Origin of the sequence: Asanoa sp. NPDC049573 (genome assembly GCF_040676615.1) — a bacterium.
Lineage (GTDB): Bacteria > Actinomycetota > Actinomycetes > Mycobacteriales > Micromonosporaceae > Asanoa.
On the sequence record NZ_JBFAPI010000004.1, the window covers coordinates 536,196 to 557,328 of the forward strand.

General features: G+C 71.8%; 20 protein-coding genes. 6 read left to right on the forward strand and 14 right to left on the reverse strand.

All coding sequences use genetic code 11. From position 1 onward, the window contains the following. Positions 1 to 6 precede the first annotated feature (6 nt). The 10 genes from AB0J74_RS12645 to AB0J74_RS12690 all read right to left on the reverse strand — a co-directional run bounded on the left by AB0J74_RS12645 (position 7) and on the right by AB0J74_RS12690 (position 10,810). Positions 7 to 933, reverse strand: a complete 927-nt coding sequence (locus AB0J74_RS12645) for an ABC transporter permease (protein WP_363447664.1) — start codon at positions 931 to 933, stop codon at positions 7 to 9. Next, positions 933 to 1,835: an ABC transporter permease gene (locus tag AB0J74_RS12650; protein ID WP_363447667.1), complete on the reverse strand. Its 903-nt coding sequence runs from the start codon at positions 1,833 to 1,835 to the stop codon at positions 933 to 935. Before AB0J74_RS12650 ends, AB0J74_RS12645 begins: the two co-directional genes overlap by 1 nt. Further along, entirely contained in the window at positions 1,832 to 2,821 is a 990-nt protein-coding gene (locus AB0J74_RS12655; protein ID WP_363447669.1) for an ABC transporter ATP-binding protein, read from the reverse strand. The genes AB0J74_RS12650 and AB0J74_RS12655 overlap by 4 nt, the downstream gene beginning before the upstream one ends. Then, positions 2,818 to 3,798: an ABC transporter ATP-binding protein gene (locus AB0J74_RS12660; protein WP_363447671.1), complete on the reverse strand. Its 981-nt coding sequence runs from the start codon at positions 3,796 to 3,798 to the stop codon at positions 2,818 to 2,820. The genes AB0J74_RS12655 and AB0J74_RS12660 overlap by 4 nt, the downstream gene beginning before the upstream one ends. Before the next feature lie 93 nt (positions 3,799 to 3,891). Continuing rightward, positions 3,892 to 5,523: an ABC transporter substrate-binding protein gene (locus tag AB0J74_RS12665; protein ID WP_363447673.1), complete on the reverse strand. Its 1,632-nt coding sequence runs from the start codon at positions 5,521 to 5,523 to the stop codon at positions 3,892 to 3,894. 14 nt (positions 5,524 to 5,537) lie between these two features. Then, positions 5,538 to 6,710, reverse strand: a complete 1,173-nt coding sequence (locus tag AB0J74_RS12670; protein ID WP_363447675.1) for a pyridoxal phosphate-dependent aminotransferase — start codon at positions 6,708 to 6,710, stop codon at positions 5,538 to 5,540. After that, positions 6,707 to 7,480 (reverse strand): SDR family oxidoreductase, encoded by a 774-nt coding sequence (locus AB0J74_RS12675; protein WP_363447677.1) that lies wholly within the window; start codon positions 7,478 to 7,480, stop codon positions 6,707 to 6,709. The genes AB0J74_RS12670 and AB0J74_RS12675 overlap by 4 nt, the downstream gene beginning before the upstream one ends. Further along, complete coding sequence (locus AB0J74_RS12680) at positions 7,477 to 8,385, reverse strand: dihydrodipicolinate synthase family protein (RefSeq protein WP_363447679.1); 909 nt, start codon at positions 8,383 to 8,385, stop codon at positions 7,477 to 7,479. The genes AB0J74_RS12675 and AB0J74_RS12680 overlap by 4 nt, the downstream gene beginning before the upstream one ends. Before the next feature lies 1 nt (position 8,386). Next, complete coding sequence (locus AB0J74_RS12685) at positions 8,387 to 9,418, reverse strand: D-2-hydroxyacid dehydrogenase (protein WP_363447681.1); 1,032 nt, start codon at positions 9,416 to 9,418, stop codon at positions 8,387 to 8,389. Positions 9,419 to 9,520: 102 nt separating this feature from the next. Beyond that, complete coding sequence (locus AB0J74_RS12690; RefSeq protein WP_363447682.1) at positions 9,521 to 10,810, reverse strand: MFS transporter; 1,290 nt, start codon at positions 10,808 to 10,810, stop codon at positions 9,521 to 9,523. Between the two features lie 144 nt (positions 10,811 to 10,954). Here AB0J74_RS12690 and AB0J74_RS12695 point away from each other — a divergent pair, with 144 nt between their 5' ends. From AB0J74_RS12695 to AB0J74_RS12705, 3 genes are all read left to right on the forward strand, one after another. After that, positions 10,955 to 12,109, forward strand: coding sequence for a monooxygenase (locus AB0J74_RS12695; RefSeq protein ID WP_363447684.1), 1,155 nt, complete (start codon positions 10,955 to 10,957; stop codon positions 12,107 to 12,109). 99 nt (positions 12,110 to 12,208) lie between these two features. Further along, entirely contained in the window at positions 12,209 to 12,652 is a 444-nt protein-coding gene (locus AB0J74_RS12700) for a nitroreductase family deazaflavin-dependent oxidoreductase (protein ID WP_363447686.1), read from the forward strand. A gap of 28 nt (positions 12,653 to 12,680) precedes the next feature. After that, the gene (locus AB0J74_RS12705) at positions 12,681 to 14,036 is read left to right on the forward strand and encodes a serine hydrolase domain-containing protein (RefSeq protein WP_363447787.1); all 1,356 of its coding nucleotides are present in this window, start codon (positions 12,681 to 12,683) and stop codon (positions 14,034 to 14,036) included. 36 nt (positions 14,037 to 14,072) lie between these two features. Here the strand turns inward: AB0J74_RS12705 and AB0J74_RS12710 are convergent, their stop codons facing one another. Both AB0J74_RS12710 and AB0J74_RS12715 read right to left on the reverse strand, forming a co-directional pair. Next, positions 14,073 to 14,759, reverse strand: a complete 687-nt coding sequence (locus AB0J74_RS12710; RefSeq protein WP_363447688.1) for a response regulator transcription factor — start codon at positions 14,757 to 14,759, stop codon at positions 14,073 to 14,075. Beyond that, positions 14,756 to 15,916 (reverse strand): sensor histidine kinase, encoded by a 1,161-nt coding sequence (locus AB0J74_RS12715; protein ID WP_363447690.1) that lies wholly within the window; start codon positions 15,914 to 15,916, stop codon positions 14,756 to 14,758. Before AB0J74_RS12715 ends, AB0J74_RS12710 begins: the two co-directional genes overlap by 4 nt. 145 nt (positions 15,917 to 16,061) lie before the next feature. Here AB0J74_RS12715 and AB0J74_RS12720 point away from each other — a divergent pair, with 145 nt between their 5' ends. From AB0J74_RS12720 to AB0J74_RS12730, 3 genes are read left to right on the forward strand one after another with little or no spacing between them, the layout of a single operon-like run. Further along, positions 16,062 to 16,994, forward strand: a complete 933-nt coding sequence (locus AB0J74_RS12720; RefSeq protein ID WP_363447692.1) for an ATP-binding cassette domain-containing protein — start codon at positions 16,062 to 16,064, stop codon at positions 16,992 to 16,994. After that, positions 16,991 to 18,505 (forward strand): ABC transporter permease subunit, encoded by a 1,515-nt coding sequence (locus AB0J74_RS12725; protein ID WP_363447694.1) that lies wholly within the window; start codon positions 16,991 to 16,993, stop codon positions 18,503 to 18,505. Before AB0J74_RS12720 ends, AB0J74_RS12725 begins: the two co-directional genes overlap by 4 nt. Next, the gene (locus AB0J74_RS12730) at positions 18,502 to 19,275 is read left to right on the forward strand and encodes an ABC transporter permease (RefSeq protein WP_363447695.1); all 774 of its coding nucleotides are present in this window, start codon (positions 18,502 to 18,504) and stop codon (positions 19,273 to 19,275) included. Before AB0J74_RS12725 ends, AB0J74_RS12730 begins: the two co-directional genes overlap by 4 nt. Positions 19,276 to 19,288: 13 nt before the next feature. On the opposite strand, the gene AB0J74_RS12735 is transcribed toward AB0J74_RS12730, so the two are convergent. Together AB0J74_RS12735 and AB0J74_RS12740 are read right to left on the reverse strand one after the other, a co-directional pair. After that, the gene (locus tag AB0J74_RS12735; RefSeq protein WP_363447697.1) at positions 19,289 to 20,419 is read right to left on the reverse strand and encodes an ATP-binding protein; all 1,131 of its coding nucleotides are present in this window, start codon (positions 20,417 to 20,419) and stop codon (positions 19,289 to 19,291) included. After that, positions 20,416 to 21,063, reverse strand: a complete 648-nt coding sequence (locus AB0J74_RS12740; RefSeq protein ID WP_363447699.1) for a response regulator transcription factor — start codon at positions 21,061 to 21,063, stop codon at positions 20,416 to 20,418. The genes AB0J74_RS12735 and AB0J74_RS12740 overlap by 4 nt, the downstream gene beginning before the upstream one ends. Between the last annotated feature and the right edge of the window lie 70 nt (positions 21,064 to 21,133).

A 21,133-nucleotide genomic window follows, 5' to 3' on the forward strand; every position in this document is an offset into this window, starting at 1 on the left:
GCTGGTCTAGCGACGCACCCGGGGGTCGACCAGCGCGTAGGCGAGGTCGACGAGAAGGTTCATGACGACGATGAAGAAGGCGGCGAACAGCACGGCGCCGGTGATCATGGGGACGTCGAGCGTGCCGATCGCGTCGAAGGTGAGCTTGCCGGCGCCCGGTAGGCCGAACACCGACTCGATGACCACGACGCCGCCGAGGAAGTAGCCGAGGTCCATTCCGAGCATGGTCAGCAGCGGGCTGAGCACGTTGCGCAGGCAGTGCCGCAACAGCACGACCCGCTCGGGCATGCCCTTCGCCCGGGCCATCTGCACGTACGGGCTGCGCAGCGCTTCGAGCATGTTGGTGCGGGTGAGCCGGGCGTACCAGGCCGCGCCGCCCAGACCCAGGGTGAAGCTGGGCAGGATCAGGTAGTTGATGTACGGCGCCGCGTAGCCCGACAGCGGGAACAGGTTGAACTTGAACGCCAGCACGTAGAGCAGCAGCAGGCCGAGCCAGAACGGCGGCGCGGACAGGCCGATCAGCGTGGCCAGCGTGGTGGCGCGGTCGGCGAGCTTGCCCGGCCGGTAGGCGGCCAGGATCCCGACCGGGATGCCCAGCACCGCCTCCCACAGCACGCCCAGCACGGCCAGCGCCGCGCTGATCGGCAGCGCCCGCAGGATCGCGCCGGCGACCGGCGTGTCCTGCAGGGCGAAGCTGGTGCCGAGGTCACCGTGCAGCAACCCGACCAGGTATTTCCCGTACTGGTACCAGATGCTGCGGTCGAGGCCGAGTTGATGGTGGATGGACGCGACCGTCTCGGCGCTGGCGTTGGGTCCGGCGATCAGCCGGGCCGGGTCGCCGGGCACCACGTGGGTCAGCAGGAAGGCGAGGGTCACCACTCCGAACAGGACGATGACCGCCTGCGGGATGCGGCGCAGCAGGAACCGGGTCATCAGCGGCGCTCCGGTGCGGTCGGGTCGAGGAGGTCGCGCAGCCAGTCGCCGGCGAGGTTGAAGGCGAGCACGGTGAGCACCAGGCAGACGCCGGGCGCGAAGAGCAGCCAGGGCGCGATCTGGAAATACTCCTTGCCCTGTTCGATCATCTGGCCCCACGAGGCCGTCGGCACCGGCACGCCGACGCCGAGGAACGACAGCGACGCCTCGATCAGGATCGACGACGCGACGCCCAGGGTGGCGTACACGATGATGGTCGGCACCAGGTGCGGGAACAGGTGCTTTCGCATGATCCGCCAGTGCGACAGGCCCATCGTGCGGGCCGCGACGACGAATTCCCGCTCGCGCAGCGAGAGCACCTGGCTGCGGATGATCCGGGCCAGCGTGGTCCAGTAGATGAGCGCGATGACGATCACGACGTTCCGCTCGCTCGGCCCGGTGACCGAGATCAGCGCGATGCAGAAGAGCAGGATCGGGAACGACATCACCACGTCGGTCAGCCGCATGAGGATCGTCTCGACCCAGCCGCCCAGGTAACCGGCGACCAGCCCGACGATGACGCCGACGATGGTGGCCAGCCCGTTGGCGAGGATGCCGATGACCAGCGAGACGCGGGCGCCGTAGAGCAGCCGGGCCAGCACGTCGCGGCCGTTGGGGTCGGTGCCGAGCGGGAACCCGTGACCCGGCCCGATGGGCGCGCCGTTGGCGGCCAGCCCCTCGGGGTAGGTCTGCAGCGGCGGGTGCGGCGCCAGGATCGGCGCCAGGATCGCGGCCAGGGCCAGCAGCACCAGCAGGGTGATCGAGATCAGCGCCGGCAGGTCGTGGCGCAGGCTGGACAGCGTCCGGCGCAGCCCGGTCGGCGCGGCGACCGGAACGGCCTCGGCCATCGGCGGGGCGGTCATGCCGCACTCCCCTCTGCGGTCGCTTCGGCGGGAACGGCGTCGGCGTGGTGGCAGGCGGTCCGGTGCCCGGCCGCGTCGGCGACCAGTGCGGGGCGTTCGACGCGGCAGATCTCGGTGGCCAGCGGGCAGCGGGGTGCGAACGCGCAACCGGTCAGCACGGCGTCAACGGGTGGGGCCTCGCCGCGCACGACCCCGCGGCGGTGCCGCCGGCCGGCGCCAGGCTCGGGAATCGCTGCCAGCAGCGCCCGGGTGTACGGGTGCTTGGGCCGCGCGAACACCTCGGCGGACGTGCCCAGTTCGACGATCCGGCCCTGGTACATGATCGCGACGTCGTCGGCGATGAACCGCAGCGTCGACATGTCGTGCGAGATGAACAGGTAGGCCAGCCCGTCGGCCTCCTGGAGGTCCTTGAGGAGGTTGAGGATCTGCGCGCGGACCGAGACGTCGAGCGCGGAGACGGCCTCGTCGCAGACCAGCACCTGTGGCCCGACCGCGAGCGCACGGGCGATCGACACCCGCTGGCGCTGGCCGCCGGAGAGCTGGTGCGGGTAGCGGCCGGTGAACGCCGCCGGCAGCCCGACCCGCTCGAACAGTTCGCGGGTCCGGGACACCTGGTCGGGCCGGGGCACGCCGGCGGCGGTCAGCGCCTCGCCGACGTTCTCGCCCGCGGTCAGTCGCGGGTTCAGCGAGTCGTAGGGGTCCTGGAAGACCATCTGCATGTGTGCCCGGAACGTGCGCAGCGCGCCGCCCCGCAGGGTGGTCACCTCGCGGCCGGCGACCTGGACCGAACCGGACGCGGGATCGTGCACCCGCATCAGGGCCCGGGCGACGCTGCTCTTGCCGGAGCCGGACTCGCCGGCCAGCCCGAGCGTCCGGCCGGCCTCGATGGCGAAGCTGACCGCGTCGACGGCGGTCAACTCGACCTTGCGGAAGGCACCTCGGCGGGGGTAGCGGACGGTCAGGTCCTGCACGGTGACGACACTCATCGGCGCGCCTCCATGGTGAGTGGGAAGTGACAGGCGGCGGCGGTGCGCGACCCGGTCGGCCGGGCCACCGGCGCCTCGGTGCGGCACAGGTCCTGGGCGTGCGGGCAGCGATCGGCGAACGCGCACGAGCCGGTCGGCACGTCGCCGAACGGCGGCGAACCCGGGACCGTCGGCAGCCGGCGCGGCAGCTCGCCGACGAGACGGGGAATCGAATCCAGCAACGCCCGGGTGTACGGGTGTGCGGGCGCGGCCACGATGTCGTCGGTCGGGCCGGCCTCGACGACCTGGCCGGCGTACATGACCAGGATCCGGTCGCAGAAGCTGGAGATGACGCCGAGGTCGTGACTGACCAGGATGGTCGCGGTGTCGTGCTGCTCGGTGAGTTCGTCGAGCAGATCGAGCACCTGGGCCTGGACGGTGACGTCGAGGGCGGTGGTGGGCTCGTCGGCGATGATCAGTTTCGGGGTGCACGCCGCCGCGATGGCGATGCAGACCCGCTGGCGCATCCCGCCACTGAACGCGTGCGGGTAGTCGTCGAGGCGGCGCTCGGCGTCGTCGATGCCGACCAGCCGCAGCAGCCGCACCGCTTCCGCGCGGGCGGCCGACTTGCCGAGGCCGCGGTGCCGGCGCAGGCCCTCGGTGATCTGGGTGCCGACCCGCAGCAGCGGGTTGAGGCTCGACATCGGGTCCTGGAAAACCATGGCGATGTCGGCGCCGCGCCAGGCGGCCAGGCGGGCGGGGTCGAAACCCAGCACGTCCTGCCCGGCGAACCGGATCTGGCCGCCGACCGCGGCGGTCGGTGGCAGCAGCCGCATCACCGCCTGCGCGGTGACGGACTTGCCGGAACCGGACTCGCCGACGATGCCGACCCGCTCGCCCGCCGCGACCCGCAGCGAGACCCCGCGGACCGCGGTGGTGCGCGCTCCCTGCCGGGTGAAGTCGACGGTGAGGTCGTCGACTTCGAGGATGGCTGTCATCGGAATCCCTGTCGTTGGGCGAATAGAGGTGTCGGGGACGATGCGGCCGTGCCGGGAAGGGGCTCGGCCCGGCCGCATCGCCGAAGGGGAAGGTCAGCGGCTCGCGGTGCCGTTGGTCTTCCAGTAGTTGGTCATGTCCCAACCCCAGATCGGCTGCGAGTGGTAGCCGCCGACCGTCTTGCCGAACACCTCGGTCTTGGAGCCGTAGTAGAGCGGCACGACCGGGTTGTCGGCGAGCATCTTCTGGGTCGCCTGGGTGTAGAGCTTGTTGGCCTCGTCCACGGTGGAAGCGGCCAGTGCCTGGTTGACCAGGTTGTCGACGTCCTTGTTGCAGTAGAACGAGTAGTTCTGCGCACCCGGGACGGCCGAGGCGCAGGACAGCAGCGCCTGGTAGAAGTCACTGCCGTCGGGGTAGTCGGCCACCCAGAAGGTCAGCGTCATCGGCGCCTTGTTGGGCGTCGCGGCCAGCTCGAAGAACGCGCTCTGCTGGATCGGCTGGGCGTCGACCTTGATGCCGATCTTGCCCAGGTCCTGCTGGAGCTGGGGCAGCAGCGCGGTCCACGGGTCGGTGTTCCAGGAGTACATCGTGGTCTCGAAGCCGTTGGGGTAGCCGGCCTCGGTCAGCAGCTGCTTGGCCTTGGCGATGTCCTGGTCGTGCACCAGCTTGTCGGACGTGTAGCCGGTGATGCCCTTGGGCAGGTACTCGTTGGCCACCTCGCCCTGGCCCGCCACGAGCTTGAGCAGGAAGCTGCGGTCGAAGGCGTAGGAGACGGCCTCCCGCACCTTCGGGTTGTCGAAGGGCTTCATCTGCGTGTTCATCGTGACGTAGTACGTCGACGGCTTGACGATCGTCTTGGTCTGGGCCTTGAGCGAGGCGTCGTTGCTGACCTGGAGGTAGTCGGCGGCCGGGATCGGGTCGCCCATCAGGTCGATCTGACCCTTCTGCAGCTCCAGAAGCTGCACGTGCGGGTCGACGCCGAGCTTCTCGACCACCTTGTCCACATAGGGCTTCGGCGAGTCCCAGTACTTCGTGTTGCGGTTGACCACGATCTCCGCGCCGGGCGTGAAGTGGTCGAGCACGAACGGGCCGGACCCGATCGGCTTGGTCGCCGAGTCCTTCTCGATGATCGACGCGTGCGGCATCGCCAGCACGTATTTGAACGCGCTGTTCGGCGCGGTCAACTGGATCTGCACGGTGCTGTCGTCGACCGCGGTGATGCCGGCCAGCGGGGTCGAGGTGTTCTTCGCGTAGTCGGCCGCGCCCTTGACGCCGGTCCAGAAGCTCGCCACCGGCGACTTGGTGGCCGGGTCGAGGATCCGGTCGAAGGAGTAGACGACGTCGCCCGCGGTCACCGGCTTGCCGTCGGTGAACGTCATGCCGGAACGCAGCTTCACCGTGTAGGTGAGGCCGTCCTGGCTGACCGTCGGCATGTCGGCGGCGGCCTGCGCCTCGATCTCCATGGTGTCGCCGACGTAGTCGTACAGCCGGTCGTACATCATCCGCATGTTGTTCCAGCAGGTGGCGTCGTAGCACACCGCCGGGTCGAAGGTCTTCGGGTCGCTCTTGTAGGCGACCGTCATCGTCTGGCCGTAGCGGGGCTCGGTGCCCGAACCACTGCCACCCGTGCCGGTCGCGTCGTTGCTGTTGCCGGCACAGGCGGCGGTGACCGCGAGCGTGCCGGCGAGCAGCACGCCCAGGACAGGCCGGAGGGGTTTGCGTATCACGTGCGCTCCATCTCTTATGTGGGACGGACGCCCAGGAAGCCGGCCAGGCCGGTGAGTCCCAGGTCGATGTCTTCGGGTCGGGCGGCGAGCGAAAGGCGCAGGCGGGATTCGCCCGCGGCGCCGAAAGCGATGCCGGGTGCGAGCGCGACGCCCCTGTCGCGCAACAGGTCCAGTGCGAACGTCGCGCTGTCGGTGACCGACGGCACGGCGAGCCACAGGTAGAACGCGCCGGCCGGGCGGACCGCGTCGAGGCCGAGCGTCGCCGCTCGCTCGACGGCGGTGTCCCGACGTTGCCGGTAGGCCGCGCGCATCCGGTCGACCCCGTCCTGCGGGCCGGTCAGCGCGGCGATCCCGGCGTGCTGGGTCGGCGTGCTGACGCAGGAGACGGTCGCCTCCTGCACCCGGCCCAGCGCCGCGGCGAGCCGGTCGGCCCCCGGGCCGCCGGTGACCGCGTAGCCGAGCCGCCAGCCCGTCATCGCATAGCTTTTGGACAGGGAGAACACCGTGACTGCCGGGGTGTCCGGCGCCGCGACGGTGAACGTGGTGGCCGGCTCGTCGAGCCAGAGCTGGTCGTAGCACTCGTCGGAGACGACGCACAGCCCGTGCCGGTTGGCCCAGGCGCCCAGTTCGGCGAGCTGCCCGGCGGTCCACTGGTAGCCCACCGGGTTGGCCGGCGAGTTGACCAGGACCGCCCTGGTACGCGGCCCGACCAGCGACGCGAGGTGGTCGTAGTCGGGCCCGAAGTTGTCCGCCGCGACCAGCCGGTAGCCCCGAGCGGTGGCACCGAGCATCGTGGCGATGGTGGTGAAGTTGGTCCAGCCCGGATCGGGCACCAGGATCTCGTCGCCCGGCTCCAGCAGCGCCCGGTAGGCCGCGGCCAGTGCGCCGACCCCGCCGGCGGTGACGACTGTGCGCGTCGGGTCGACGTCTGGCAAAGCGTTGTCCCGGGCGAGTTTCTGTGTGATCGCCTCACGCATCGCCGGCAGGCCGGCGCTGGGCCCGTAACGGGTCTGGCCGTCGCGGGCGGCCGCGTCGGCCGCGGCCACGACGTGCTCCGGGGTGTCGAAGTCGGGTTCGCCGAACTCGAGGTGCACGGCGTTCGGGTGCGCCCAGGCGGCGTTGGCCAGCGCCCGGATGCCGGACGCGGGCGTGGCGGTGACCTCGGCCGAGATCCGCGGGCCGGTCACGTCATGCTCCGCATCAGGCCGCCGTCACAGGACAGCAGGCTCGCGGTGACGTAGGAGGACGCGGGACCGGCCAGGAAGCCGACGACGGCGGCGAACTCCTCCGGGCGCCCGTAGCGGCCGGCCGGGATCGTCGCGATGCTGGCCGCCCGGACCTGCTCGGGGTCGGTGCCGGTGCGCTTGGCGGCCGCGGCATCGAGGTGGGCGACCCGGTCGGTGTCGATCCGGCCGGGCACGACACCGTTGACGGTGACGCCGTCGGCGGCGACCTCCCGTCCGGCCGTCTTGATCCAGGCGGCGAGCGCGGCCCGGCCGCTGTTGGAGTAGGTCAGGTTCGGCAGCGGTTCGCGTACGCCCGAGGAGAGCACCGCGATGATCCGGCCGTGCCCGCGCTGGCGCATGCCGGGCAGCAGTCGGGTGGCCAGGTCGATCGGGGTGATCGTCAGTAGCTGCAGCGCGGCTCGCCAGTCGTCGGCGTTGGTCTTGTCGGCGGTGGCGGGCGGCGGGCCGCCGGCGTTGAGAACGCAGACGTCGACGCCACCGAAGAGCTCCAGCGCCCGCTCGGCGACGGTGGCCGCGGCGGTCGGGTCGGCGGCGTCGGCCGCGACGGTGTGGGTTTTGACGCCGTGCTTTTCGGTCAGCGCGCGCGCGACCGCGTCGAGCCGCTCGGTGCTGCGCGACCAGAGCAGCAGGTCGGTGCCGTCGGCGGCGAGCCGCTCGGCGATGGCGGCGCCCAGCCCGGCGCTGGCGCCGCCGACGAGTGCGGTGGTCATGCCAGCTCCAGAGCGTCGAAGCTCGGCGTGAGGCCGACCCGGGCCAGCACGTCGTCGAGTTCGGCGATGGTGGCCGGGTCCGGCAGCGGGTTGAGCGCGCGGGTCCGGGCGGTGCTGAGCACGCCACGGCGGCGCAGCACCTCCTTGCGGATGCCCAGGCCGACCTTGAGCTGGCCCTCGAACACCAGGTAGGGCAGGAACCGGTCGTTGAGCGCGGCGGCCCGGGCCAGGTCGCCGGCCGCGAACGCGACCCGGATGGCCTTGAGGATCTCCGGGTACGCGAAGCCGGTCATCGTGCCGGCCGCGCCGCGGCGCAGTTCCGAGTAGGCGCTCACGCCGCCCAGCCCGCCGAACACGGTCAGGTCCGGCCGCTGCGCCAGCAACCGGCCGATCTTCGGCGGGGTGGGCGGGTCTTCGAGCTTGACGACCGTGCTGCCCGCGGCGTCGAGGGCGGCCAGCAGCGCGGAGACCGGCATCGTGACACCGGTCGCGGCCGGCTCGTCCTGGACGATGACCGGGACCGGGCTGTCGCCGACGGCCGCGCGGTAGAAGCCGGCGATCTGGTCGGTGTCCTTGAGCAGCGCGGGTGCGGCCACCATCACGGCGCCGGCACCCTGCTCGACGGCGCGGGCCACGTTGGCCCGGACCACGGCGGCGGCCGGTGCCGAACACCCGACGGCGAACGGTATCCGGCCCTTCGCGGCGGCGGCGATGGTCGACAGCACGGTCTCCCGCTCTGGAGCGGTGAGGTCGGCGACCTCACCCATCACGCCGAGGATGGTGATGCCGTCGGCGCCCCAGGCGACGGCCGCGTCGACGATCCGGCGCAGGCTGTCGGGGTCGACCGCGCCGTCGTCGGTGAACGGGGTCGGGCTGATGTACCAGGTGCCGGTCAGGTCGCTCATGTCAGTAGCCCAACTCCCGCTGGTAGAGGTTGCGCAGCCCGCGGCCGTCGAGATAGCGCCGCAGGTTGTCGCAGAACAGGTCGGTGATGGCCGCGTTCTCGGTGTCCACCGTGGACGCCGAGTGCGGCGAGACGAGCACGTTGTCGAGGTCCCACAGCGGCGAGTCGGCCGGCAGGGGCTCGGTGGCGAAGACGTCCAGGGCGGCGCCGGCCAATGCCTTGGTGCGCAACGCCTCGATCAGCGCGGGCTCGTCGACGAGCGGGCCGCGGCCGATATTGACGACGATGGCGCCGGGCTTGAGCCGCGCGATCCGGGCCGCCGACAGCAGGCCCGCGGTCTGGTCGGTGAGCGGCGTACACAGCACCAGCACGTCGGTCCAGCGCAGCAGGTCGTCGAGTTCGTCGGTGGAGTGGATGCTCGCGGCGGCGGGCAGGTCGTAGTCGCGACCCGGGCGGCCGACCGCAAGCACCCGGGTGCCCAGCGCGGCGAAGCTGGCCACCACCTTGCGGCCGATCCCACCGAGGCCGACCACGGTGACGGTCCGGCCGGCGAGTTGCGCGGTGGTGTAGCGCTGCCACCGGTGCTCGTTCTGCTGCGCGCGCAGGTGCGGGACGCCCTTGACGAAGTGCAGCGCCCCAAGCACGGCGAACTCGGCCAGCGGCGTCGCGTGGATGCCGGCGGCGGTGGTGAACGTCAGGTCGGTGCGGTCCAGCCCAGTGCGCTGCACGAATGCGCCGATGCCGGCGCTGGTCGCCTGGATCCAGCGCAGCCGGGGCGCGCGGACCGGCAGGTCGGCCGGCGCCTGCCAGTCGAAGTCCCAGGCCACGTCGGCGGCGGCCAGCGCCTTCTCCCAGCGGTCCTGCTCGGCCGGGGTCAACGGGCGCGGCGTGCCGGTGTGGTCGGAGGCGTAGCGCGGCACCGGCACCAGGTCAGGCTCGTAGATGACGTCGAGCGCCGGGTCGACGGAGGCGATCCGTTGGACCAGGTCAGGTTCGAGGTAGGTGGCGATCAGAACGCCGAGCCGCGCGGACATGATCAGGACCGTAGTGTCGCCGACCGACTGTCGACAATCGGTAGGCGACACTTTTCTTGCTTGAAGAGCAAGAAAATTTCAGGTCGCGATCAGGCAAATCGGTCAGTCGATAGCGTTTCGCTGAGCACCGACGGGCACCGCGGGCCTATGGATCCGGGTCCGCGCCGGTGGAGCGGCCTCGGCACGGACGATCGTCACGACGTAGAGGAGCAGGCCGGCCGAGGTGAGCAGGAAGCCGGCCCAGACGGTGGACAGGGTCCCCCATCCGGCGTCCAGAGTGACCGCCCCGCCGATCGCGCCGAGGGAGTTGGCCAGGTTGAGGGCGGCCAGGTTGAGCGCACCCATGAGCGTCGGTGCCTCGGGGGCGAAGCCGGTCAGCCGGACCTGGATGGTCGGGATCGCGAACATCATGGTCGCGCCGACGCCGAACAGGCAGGGCAGCAGGACCGCCAGGTTGCCGCCGGCCAGACCGATCGGCACGAGCAGCGCCAGGACTCCCCCGTACCCCCAGATCAGGCCGGCGTCGGCGGCCCGGTCGGCGACGCGCCCGCCGAGGTAGTTGCCGACCGCCATGCCCAGGCCGAACACGCCCAGCGCGACCGGGATGAGCGCGGCGTCGCGGCCGGCGGCCTCGGTGACGAACGGGCCGATGAAGGTGTAGACCGCGAAGATGCTCGAGATACCGAGCGCCGCGACCGCGACCATCAGCCAGACGTTCAGCCGGCGCAGGGCGGCCAACTCGTTGGTGACCGAGCTGCCGCGCAGGTCGCCGGTCTGCGGCAGCCACGCGACGAGGGCGAGCCCGGCGAGCACGCCGATGCCGACCACGGTCCAGTACATGACACGCCAGCCGGCGCCCTGACCGATGAAGGTCCCCACCGGTGACCCGATGACGGTGGCGGCGGTGAGCCCGCCCATCACGGTGGCGAAGGCCTTGCCACCTCTACCCGGTCCGTAGGCGTAGGCGGCCACCACGGCCCCGGCGCCGAAGAAGGCGCCCTGGACGCTTCCGGCGACGAACCGGAACACGATCAGCAGCGCGAGGTCCGGCGCGACCGCGGACAGGCCGTTGCCGGCAAGAAACAGCGCGACCAGGCCCAGCAGCAGGGTGCGCCGATTGACCCGGGCAGCCACGATGGTGATCGTCGGGGAGCCGATGACGACGCCGATGGCATACGCGGTGATCGCGTAGGTGGCGACCGGGATCGACACGTCCAGATCCGCGGCGAACAGCTGGATGATGCCGTTGCTGCCGAACTCGCCCGTGCCGATCGCGAACGTTCCCAACGCCAATGCGAAGAGGGCCAGCCGAGGATGGCGGATCGCCGATGTCGCTCCGCGGTGCCGGTTCTCCTCGAGAGCGCACTGGCCCTCGAATGCCCGTTGATGCACTGTCCCTCCCCAGGCGGAAATGGTCGGGTCAGCGTAGAAATGGTCACTTGACCTGCCGTGAACGAAGCCGGCGGCCGTTCGACACGGAGTTCAGCGATAGTCAAGTGGCCGCTTTCACGGGCCATGAGGGATACATTGTCGTACATGTCGCCCATCGCTCGCCGTACCCCCGTCGTTGCGATTCTCGCTGTCTGCGCCCTCGCCCTGGCGGCCTGCGCGCGGGTGACGCCGGCGGGACCGGCGACCGCGCCGTTGCACACCGGCCACACCGGGTCCCCGCCGGCCAGCCAGCCGCTGCGGGCCGGCGAGCGCTTCGTCGAGACCGGGATGGCGCGGCCCTTCACGCCCGACCCGCCGGGTGACGACGCCGACGAATACCGGTGTTTCGTGGTCGACCCGGGGCTCACGGAGAAGGCGTTCCTGACCGGAAGCCGGTTCGAGCCGCAGAACCGCGACATCGTGCACCACGCCATCTTCTTCCGGATCCCGGCCGGTGACGCCGCGCGGCTGCGCGACTACGACGCGTCGACGCCGGGCGACGGGTGGCAGTGCTTCGGTGATGCCGGCGTGGGCGACGACCCGTCGTGGGTGGCGAGTTGGGCTCCCGGCGGCGGCGAGACGATCTACCCGGCCGGCCTCGGCTTCGAGCTCGACCCGGGCAGCCTGCTGGTCATGCAGATCCACTACAGCCTGCTCGCGACCGGTGGCAAGCCCGGCGGCGCCGACCGGTCGGGCATCCGGCTGCGGCTGGCCGGCGGTTCGCTGACCCCGTTGCGCACGACGCTGTTGCCCGCGCCGGTCGAGTTGCCGTGCGCGGCAACCGAGAAGGGCCCGCTCTGCGAGCGGGACGCCGCGGTGGCCGACGTCGAACGGCGGTTCGGTGCACAGGCGGGTCAACTCGTTGCCGGGTTGCGGCAACTCTGCGGCAACGGGGCCGAGCCGGGCCCGACCCAGTCGTGCACCCACCGGGTCGCCCGGCCGGCCACCCTCTACGGCGTCGGCGGCCACATGCACCTGCTCGGCCGCTCGATCAAGGTCGAGCTCAACCCCGGCCAGCCGGGGGCCCGCACGCTGCTCGACATCCCGGCGTTCGACTTCGACGACCAGGCCGTCCGCCCGGTCGGCGCGGGCGTCACCGTCAAGCCCGGCGACACCTACCGGGTGACCTGCACGCACGACGCGACGCTGCGCGGCCAACTGCCGGCGCTGCGCAAGCTGCCGCCCCGCTACGTGGTCTGGGGCGAGGGCACGGCCGACGAGATGTGCCTGGCCATCGTCATCGAGGCGCCCGCGGCCTGATGCGGCCGACCCGGCACCAGGCGAGTCGCGGGCCACGCCGTTTCCCGCTCTGGGCGGGTAGCTTCGCGTTCGACACAAACGCGAACGTGAGGAGATGTCGTGCCGCTGACGGGTGAGTACGCGCCGAGCCCGACCGACTGGGCGCGCAAGCAGGTGGAGCTGTTCGAGAGCACGTCGGGTGCCGAGGGCAACACGTTCGGTGGTCGCCCGATCATCGTGCTGACCTCGGTCGGCGCCCGGACCGGGAAGATACGCAAGACGCCGCTGATGCGGGTCGAGCACGACGGCGAGTACGCGGTGGTCGCCTCGCAGGGCGGCGCGCCCACCCACCCCGTCTGGTATCACAACCTGGTCGCCCACCCGCGCGTCGAGTTGCAGGACGGCGCGGTGCGCGGGGACTACACCGCCCGCGAGGTGACCGGTGACGAGCGCGCGGTCTGGTGGCAGCGGGCCGTCGCCGCCTGGCCCGACTACGCCGACTACCAGACCAAGACCGACCGGATCATCCCCGTCTTCGTGCTCACCCCTGCGCGTGTCGAATAGCCGCTAAAGCGGCAAAGGCCGCGAGCGACTGGTCGGCGCGGCGATCGCCGTCGTCCGCGCCGGCGGGGTCGCACACCGCCTGGTGCTCGGCGAGCGGATCTCGCCCGGCACGCACTTACTGGTCGCCTCGACCACGAAGTCGATGTCGTCGCTGCTGGCCGCGACCTATGTGGACGAGGGCGTGATCGGCTGGGACCAGCCCGCGGTCGACGCCTGGCCCGGCTTCCGGGCGCCGACCCCGGAACTGACCCGCACGCTGCGGGTGCGCGACCTGCTCGGGATGGCCACCGGCATCGACGAGCCGCCCGCGCTCTCCGCACCGCACGAGGGCTGTCCCACCGCCGAACAACTGCTCCGGTCGGTGGTCAACCTGCCCGTGGCGGCACCGCCGGACACCCGGTGGATCTACAACAACACGGTGTACGCCGCCGGCGGTTACCTGCCGCTCCTGGCCACCGGCGTGCGACCGGCCGACGTCGCGGCCGCGTACGTGGAGGCGATCCGCAGCCGGGTCTTCGGGCCCGCCGGCATGGCCGGGACCCGGATCGCCGACGACCCGCGGGGCCGGGTCGCCGACTACACCCGCGGCTACGGCGTCGACATCTTCGACGGCACCACCACGCTGCCCTACGGCCCGGTCGGCAGCTACGCACCGGCCGGCGGCGCACTGTCGACCCTGGACGACATGGCCGGCTACGTCCGGCTCCAGTTGCGGCGCGGCCGGTCGGTCACCGGCCGGCGGGTGGTCTCGGCCGCCAACCTGGCCGAGTGCTGGCGTCCGCACATCCCGGTGCCGACCGACCCGGTGCTCGACCCCGACGCCGCCTCGGCCGGCTACGCGATGGGCTGGATCAGTGAACGGTTCCGCGACGGCACGAGGCTCGTCTGGCACAACGGGGCGATCGACGGGTTCACCGCATACGTCGGCTTCCTGCCCGAACGCGACCTCGGCATCGTCGTGCTCAACAGCACGAACCCGGAACCGACCGGCCTGTTCCTCTACCTCTACGTGCTCAACCTGATCCTGAGCAGCCGCCTCGGCCTCAACGAGGGAGTCCCGCCGAAGGTCAGCGCGGCCGCCGCCGCGGCCCGGCGGGCGCTGGCGGCCAAGGGAAGCACGACGCGCCCGGTCGAGCGGCGCCGGGTCCAGCCGTGGCTGGGCTACTACGAGGGCGGATACCTGCTGGCGCTGGAAGGATCGCGGCTCGTCCTGCACCTGCAGTCGCGCCGGTTCAACCTGCGCTGGGTCGACGGCGACACCTACCTGATGGCCGACGGCCTGCTGCCCGGCTCGACGGTGGTGCTGCGCCACGATCCCGACGGCACACCGGCCCTCGTCGTGGCCGGCATCGACACGGTCCGCCGCGAGGTGGGCCCGCGCTGACCGGATCTTTCTCCGACCGATCGCGGCGAAACGCGATCAGCGGTCGCCGGGGACGATCAGGCCGGACTCGTAGGCGACGACGACCGCTTGGGTCCGGTCGCGCAGGCCCAGTTTGGCCAGGAGTCGGCTCACGTGGGACTTGACGGTCTCCTCGCCCACCACGAGCCGTGCGGCGATCTCGGTGTTGGACAGGCCTTCGGCGAGCAGGCGCAGCACTTCGGTCTCCCGCGTGGTCAGCGTCTGTAGGACCCCGTCGTGTCGCCGGCTGCGGCGGCGCAGCCGGGAGAACTCCGCCACCAACCGCCGGGTGACGGTCGGGGCCAGCAGGGCCTGGCCCGACGCGACGATCCGAATGGCGTCGAAGAGCCGTTCGGCGGTGGCGTCTTTGAGCAGGAAACCGCTGGCGCCGGCGTCGAGGGCGTCGTAGACGTGCTCGTCCAGGTCGAACGTGGTGAGGATGAGGATCCGGGGCTTGTCGTCGGCCCGGTTCGCGAGGATGCGGCGGGTGGCGAGGATGCCGTCCATGCCGGGCATGCGAATGTCCATCAGGACGACGTCGGGAGACAGCTCGCGGCACAGCCGCACCGCCCGTTCACCGTCGGGGGCCGAGCCGACGACGGTGAAGTCGGGTTGGGTCCCGAGCAGCACCTCGAAGGCAGCGCGGACGACGTCCTGGTCGTCGACGACGACGATGCGGGTCGCGTCCGCGCCGCCGGCGGTCACGATGCCGCTCCCTTCTTCGGCAGGACCGCCTCGACCAGGAATCCGCTCGTCGGGCCGGGGCCGGCGAGGACGTGCCCGCCGGCCATGGCGGCCCGTTCGCGCATCCCGGCCAGCCCATGGCCGGCCGGGCGGGCCTGCCCGACCGCCTCGTCGACGGGGGACGGGCCGGGTCCGTTGTCGTGCACGCGAACGCACAGCTCGTCGGCGCCGTAGCGCAGCTCGACGTCGACCGAGGCACCTGGTGCGTGCCGCCGCACGTTGGTCAACGCCTCCTGCACGATCCGGTACGCGGTGAGCTCGAGGCCATCGTCGAGGGGTTCGACCGAGCCGGACACGATCAGCCGGACGCCGACCGAGCCGGCGTTACGGACCTCGTCGAGCAGCGTGTAGAGCTGCCGCAGCCCGGGTTGGGGCCGGCGAAGTTCGTCCTCGGCGTCCACGTCCTCCCGCAGCACGCCCAGTAATCGACGCATCTCGGTCAGCGCGGTGCGGGCGGTGTCACCGATGGCGGTCAGCCGCGCGGCACCGTCGGGCGGCAGCCCGGGCGTCGCCAACCGGGCGGCGTCGGCCTGCAGGGCGATCATCGTGATGTGGTGTGCCACCACGTCGTGCAGTTCGCGGGCGATGCGGGCCCGCTCGCCGCGTGCGGCGTACTCCAGCAGGGACGCGGCCGCCGACCGTTCAGACGCCTGCCGTCGCCGGGTCTCGGCCCGCAGCCGAAGCGTCACCCCCACCGTTGCCGCGCCGGTGACCACGGCCAGCAGCCCGATGGCGGTGGTTCGCCCGCCGGCGCTGTCGGCCGACGCGGGCAGGACGGCATAGCCGGCGAAGGGAACGAGTAGCAGGAGGGGCGACGGCAGCGGGCGTTCGCGCCCGATCGCCGCGAACAGCACCGCCAGCGCGATCACCCCGGCGACGGTCAGCGGCTTTGCCAGCAGGAGCCCGGACAGGCAGGCGGTGGTCGACAGGATCGCGCTCGTGATCGGCCAGAGCCGCGCCAGCGCCAGCGGTGCCACGACCGCGGCCGCGACCAGAGCGCTCAGGGAGGGGGGCAACAGGCCGTCCGCGGAACCGAGAGACTCGACGGCGGCGGCCACGCCGAGGACCGCCGTCAGCACGCCGACCAGCGCGGTCGACGGTAGTCGCAGCCCTCTCACACGAGCCATTGTGACCGGGCGCGGAAGTCGCCGTCGTCCGTCGCGTCGGTGAGGCGGTCTCCCTCGTATTGGGGAGCGGCGGGTACCCGGGAACCACCCTGTTCCGTGAGGCTTTGATCGGCCCCGGATGCCTAGTCTGCCTGGCATGGAACCCACCATCGAGGTACGCGCGCTCCATAAGCGTTACCGCACCACCGTGGCTGTGGACGGGCTGTCGTTCACGGTCCGGCCCGGCGAGGTGACCGGGTTCGTCGGGCCGAACGGTGCGGGCAAGTCCACGACGATGCGGTTGATCCTCGGACTCGACTCGCCGGACGACGGCGCGGCGCTCGTCGGTGGCCAGCCCTATCGCTCGCTGCGGACCCCGCTGACGAAGGTCGGTGCGCTGCTGGATGCCTCGGCGGTGCATCCCGGCCGCAAGGCCCGCGATCACCTGCTCTGGCTGGCCCACAGCAACGGCATCCCCAAGCGTCGCGTGGGCGAGGTCATCGAACAGGTCGGCCTGGGATCGGTGGCACGCCGCCGGGCCGGCGGGTTCTCGCTCGGGATGCAGCAGCGGCTCGGCATCGCGGCCGCCCTGCTGGGTGACCCGCCGGTGCTGATCTTCGACGAGCCGGTCAACGGGCTCGACCCGGACGGCATCGTCTGGATCCGGGTCCTGCTCAAGGCACTCGCGGCCGAAGGACGGGCGGTGCTCGTCTCCAGCCACCTGATGGGCGAACTGGAAGGGACCGCCGACCACCTGATCGTCATCGGCCGCGGCCGGCTCGTCGCCGACACCAGCGTCGCGGCGCTGCTGGCCACCGCGTCGAAGGAGCGCACCGAGGTCGTCACCGGCCAGCGGGAAGCGGCCACCGCCGCGCTCGCCAACGCGGGCGCGACCGTGACGGTCATCGGCACCGACACGATCACCGTCGAGGGCGTGCCCGGCAGCCGCGTGTCGGCGTTGCTGACCGAGGCCGGCATCCCCTTCTCCGAGCTGCGCCGGCACCGGGCATCGCTGGAAGAGGCATACATGGACCTCACCCGGGGGTCGATCGAGTACGCGCCCGAGGTCGTCGAAGGAGGTGCCCGGTGAACGCCCGCGAGTCCTTCCCCCGCCTGCTGCTCAGCGAATGGACGAAACTGCGGTCCGTGTCCCGCTGGGTCATCACCTTCCTCGGTGCGTTGGCCCTGACGATCGGGCTCAGCGCGCTGCTGGCCTCGGCCAACCGGACCGACGCGAACGTACACCGGAACTTCGTCGTCGGCCCGAGCGACGACCCGGTGTCCGACACGTTCTACTTCGTGCACCAGCCGGTCGCCGGGGACACGACACTGACCGTCCGCGTCGCGTCCGTCACGCCCCCGCAGGAGTCTCCCGACCGGCGTCCGAGTCGTGACGAGTCGCTGACGTTGCTCGATGACCCCGGCCCGTACGCCGGTGCGGCCGCCGGGATCATGATCAAAGACGGCACCCGGTCCGGCTCGTCGTACGCCGCGGTCATGCTGACCGCCGACCGCGGTGTGCGGATGCAGTCGGACTACGCCGTCGACCACGAGGGCAGCGCGAGCAGCGGGACGCGCTGGCTGCGTCTGGTGCGCGCCGGGAACACCGTCACCGGATACGAGTCGCCCGACGGCACGAACTGGACACCGATCGGCTCGCTGACCCCACGCAGCCTGCCGTCGACGGCCGAGATCGGCTTCTACGTCTCCTCCGCTCCGGCGCTGTACACCTCGCGCGGCAGCGCGAGTTCGTCGGTCGCCGAACGACCGACGACCGCCGATGCCACCTTCGACAACGTCACCCTCGACGGCGCCGGTCAGTGGAAGGGCGACCAGATCGCGGACGAGAACGCCGCCGCGCGCGAGGGGAAGGGCGGCCCGGCCGGCGGGCGGCTCGCCACCTCCGGCTCCGGCTTCACGGTGACCGGCAGCGGACGGGTCGGCCCGCACGCGCCGGACGACGACGTCGTGGAGGCCGCGCTGATCGGTGCCATCGCGGGGCTCATGGCCCTGGTCTCCGTCGGTGCCCTGTTCGCCACCTCCGAATACCGCCGGGGCATGATCCGCACTACCTTCGCGGCCACCCCGCGACGCGGGCGGGTCCTCGCGGCCAAGGCCATCGTGCTCGGGACGACGGCGTACGCCGTGAGCCTGGTCGGTGTCGTCGCCGCGCTGACGCTGGCCGTGCCGACCATGAAGAACCACGGGTTCGCACCACCGGCCTTCCCCACACCGTCCCTTTCGGATGGTCCGGTCGTCCGCGCTCTGTTGCTCACGGCGGCGTTCATGGCCCTGGTGTCGCTGTTCGCGATGGCCGTGGGGATGGTGGTGCGCCGCAGCGCCGCGGCGATCACGGCCACGATCGTGCTAGTGCTCCTGCCCCTGATCGTGGGCATGGTGCTACCCGGGACGGCACCGCGCTGGCTCATGTACGCCACGCTGGCCGGCGGGATGGCCACCCAGCGGGCCAAGCCGCCGACGATCACCCTGGCCGAACCGTGGGCGATGATCGGGCCGTGGGCCGGCATCGGTGTGGTCGCCGCCTACACCTGCGCCGCGCTCGCGCTGGCCTGGTGGCGTCTTCGGCGGACCGACGCGTGACCGCGCTGCGGGCGATCCGCGCCGAGTGGACCAAGCTGCGCACGCTGTCGAGCACCGGTTGGCTCCTGCTCGGCGCCGTCGCCGGCACCGTCGCGCTCGGCTCCGCGATCACCGGCACCCTGGACCACCGGAGCTGCGACACACCCTGCCTGGTCGACCCGGTCAAGCTCAGCCTGGCCGGCGTGCGCCTCGGGCAGGTCGCCGTCGTGATCCTGGCCGTCCTGGCGGTGACGGCCGAGTACGCGACCCGCACGATCCAACCGACACTGGCCGCTGTTCCACGCCGCACCCTGGTCGTGCTGGGCAAGCTGGCGGTCCTGGTGGGGGTGGCGCTGGCGGCCGGAGCGATCGCCGTGACCGCGGCCTACCTGGCGGCGGGGATCGCTCTGGACGGCACCGGTTTCGCGGGGCCGGTCTGGTCGGATCACCTGGACCAGCGGGCCGCGGTCGGCTCGATCGTCTACCTGGGGCTGATCGCCGCTCTCGCGGCCGGGCTGGGACTGCTCCTTCGTGACACCGCCGGGGCGATCACCGCCGCCCTGTTCCTGCTCTACGGAATCCCGGTCGCGGCGTCATTCCTCAGCGACCCACGGTGGGAGCACCGGATCCTGCGGTACTCCCCCATGGACGCCGGCCTGTCGATCCAGGCCACCCGCGACTTCGCCGCCGAGCACATCGGGCCCTGGGCCGGAATCGGCGTGCTGTCGGCGTACGCCGGCGGTGCCGTTCTGTTGGGGCTGCTCGTCTTCGCCATCCGCGACGCCCGCTGAACCCGTGCGAGCATCACTCGCCGCCCGCCGCTGTGAATGTGACCGTTACGGTCAGCCCGCCGCCCGGTCGCGGGATCGCCGCGACGATCCCGCCGTGGGCGCGGACGATGGACCGCACGATGGCCAGGCCCAACCCGACCGACCGGTCCGCGGCGGCGCGGCCCGGGTCCAGTCGTTGGAAGGGTTCGAAGAGCCGGCTGACCTCGTCGACGGGGATCACGCTGCCGGTGTTCGTCACCGTCACCGTTGACCGGCCGTCGGCTGCCGCCGACCGCACCGACACCGCTCCGCCCGGATGGTTGTGCCGGATCGCGTTGTCGACGAGGTTGCGGATGAGGCGGTCCAACAGGATCGGATCGCCGATGACGGGCGCGGAGCGCAGGTCGGTGGTCATGTCCATGGTTTCGTCGTCGGCTTCGGCGACGGCGACGGCCGCCAGCTCGGCCAGGTCGTGTGGTTCGGCGGAGAGGACACCGCTGTCGCTGCGGGCCAGGGCCAGCAGGGCATCCAGGAGCCGTTCGGCCCGTCCGGTCGCGGTCAGCGTCCGGTGTGTCATCGCCTGCCACTGCTCGACCGTGGTGTCCTGCTTGGCCAGCAGCACTTCGGCGCCGGTCCGCACGATCGTCAGCGGGGTGCGCAGCTCGTGTGAGGCGTCGGCGACGAACCGGCGCTGGCTGGTGAACGCGGCTTCGAGGCGGGCGACCATGTCGTCGAAGGTGTCGGCCAGTTCCTTGAGCTCGTCGCGCGGACCGGCCAGGGCGATCCGTTCGTGCAGCCGGTCGTGGGATATCCGCCTCGTCGCGGCGGTGAGTGTCCGCAATGGACGGAGCATGCGGCCCGCGACGAACCAGGACAGGCCGAGTCCCACGACGGCCGTGACGGCCAGCGCGATCGCGGAGGTGCCGGCGGTGTGCAGCAGTGTCTGTGTGCGCAACTGGTCCAGCATCGCGTCCTTGAGAGCGTCGCCGGCCCGCACCGGCCCCGCGGCGGCGGCCTTCACGGACGTGGCCGACTCCTCGACCGGCCCGTACAGGCTGCTGTAGAGCATGGCGTAGTTCAGGCCGAGCAGCGCCGCGCACGTGCCGACCAGCACGACCGTGTAGACGACCGTGAGCCGCAGCCGGATCGACGCGCGCGCCTTCACAGCCGGTATCCCGCGCCGACGACGGTCTCGATCAGCGGTGGGCTGCCGAGCTTGCGCCGCAACCGCGCGATGGTGACCCGGACCGCGGCGCTGAACGGGTCGGCGTGCTCGTCCCAGGCCCGCTCGAGCAGGTCCTCGGCGCTGACGACGGCACCGTTGGCGGTCATCAGGATCTCCAGCACGGCCATCTCCTTGGTGGTCAACGGAATGACCCGATCGTCGCGGGTGACGACCCGCCGCGCGGTGTCGAACGTGAGGCGGCCCCGGCGCAGCACCCGCGGCGCGTTGTTGGCCCGCCGGGCCAGCGCCCGGATCCGCAGGACGAGTTCGGCGAACGCGAACGGCTTGGACAGGTAGTCGTCGGCGCCGAGGGTCAGGCCCGCGACCCGGTCGGCGGTCTCGCCGGCCGCGGTGAGCATGAGAATACGACGGTCGCCGCTGCCGGCCAGCGCGGCACAGACCTGGTCGCCGTGCAGCGACGGCAGGTCGCGGTCGAGCACGATCACGTCGTAGCGGTTGGTGCCGGCCTTGTGGAGTCCGTCGACCCCGTCGGCGGACAGGTCCACGGCCATGCCCTGATCGCGCAGGCCGTCCGCGATCTGCTCGGCCAGCAGGACCTCGTCTTCGATCAGCAGCACGCGCACGCCACACCCCCCTCCCCGGCCAGTCTCGACGGTTCCGCGTAACACCGGTGTTACAGGCGCTGTGACGCCA

What these genes read in the sequence shown, in the direction of transcription:
- AB0J74_RS12675 (WP_363447677.1), bottom strand. Translation starts at nt 7,480, where the DNA reads ATGACCACCGCACTCGTCGGCGGCGCCAGCGCCGGGCTGGGCGCCGCC.
- AB0J74_RS12685 (WP_363447681.1), bottom strand. Translation starts at nt 9,418, where the DNA reads ATGTCCGCGCGGCTCGGCGTTCTGATCGCCACCTACCTCGAACCTGAC.
- AB0J74_RS12650 (WP_363447667.1), bottom strand. Translation starts at nt 1,835, where the DNA reads ATGACCGCCCCGCCGATGGCCGAGGCCGTTCCGGTCGCCGCGCCGACC.
- AB0J74_RS12695 (WP_363447684.1), top strand. Translation starts at nt 10,955, where the DNA reads ATGTCGCCCATCGCTCGCCGTACCCCCGTCGTTGCGATTCTCGCTGTC.
- AB0J74_RS12645 (WP_363447664.1), bottom strand. Translation starts at nt 933, where the DNA reads ATGACCCGGTTCCTGCTGCGCCGCATCCCGCAGGCGGTCATCGTCCTG.
- AB0J74_RS12660 (WP_363447671.1), bottom strand. Translation starts at nt 3,798, where the DNA reads ATGACAGCCATCCTCGAAGTCGACGACCTCACCGTCGACTTCACCCGG.
- AB0J74_RS12680 (WP_363447679.1), bottom strand. Translation starts at nt 8,385, where the DNA reads ATGAGCGACCTGACCGGCACCTGGTACATCAGCCCGACCCCGTTCACC.
- AB0J74_RS12655 (WP_363447669.1), bottom strand. Translation starts at nt 2,821, where the DNA reads ATGAGTGTCGTCACCGTGCAGGACCTGACCGTCCGCTACCCCCGCCGA.
- AB0J74_RS12720 (WP_363447692.1), top strand. Translation starts at nt 16,062, where the DNA reads ATGGAACCCACCATCGAGGTACGCGCGCTCCATAAGCGTTACCGCACC.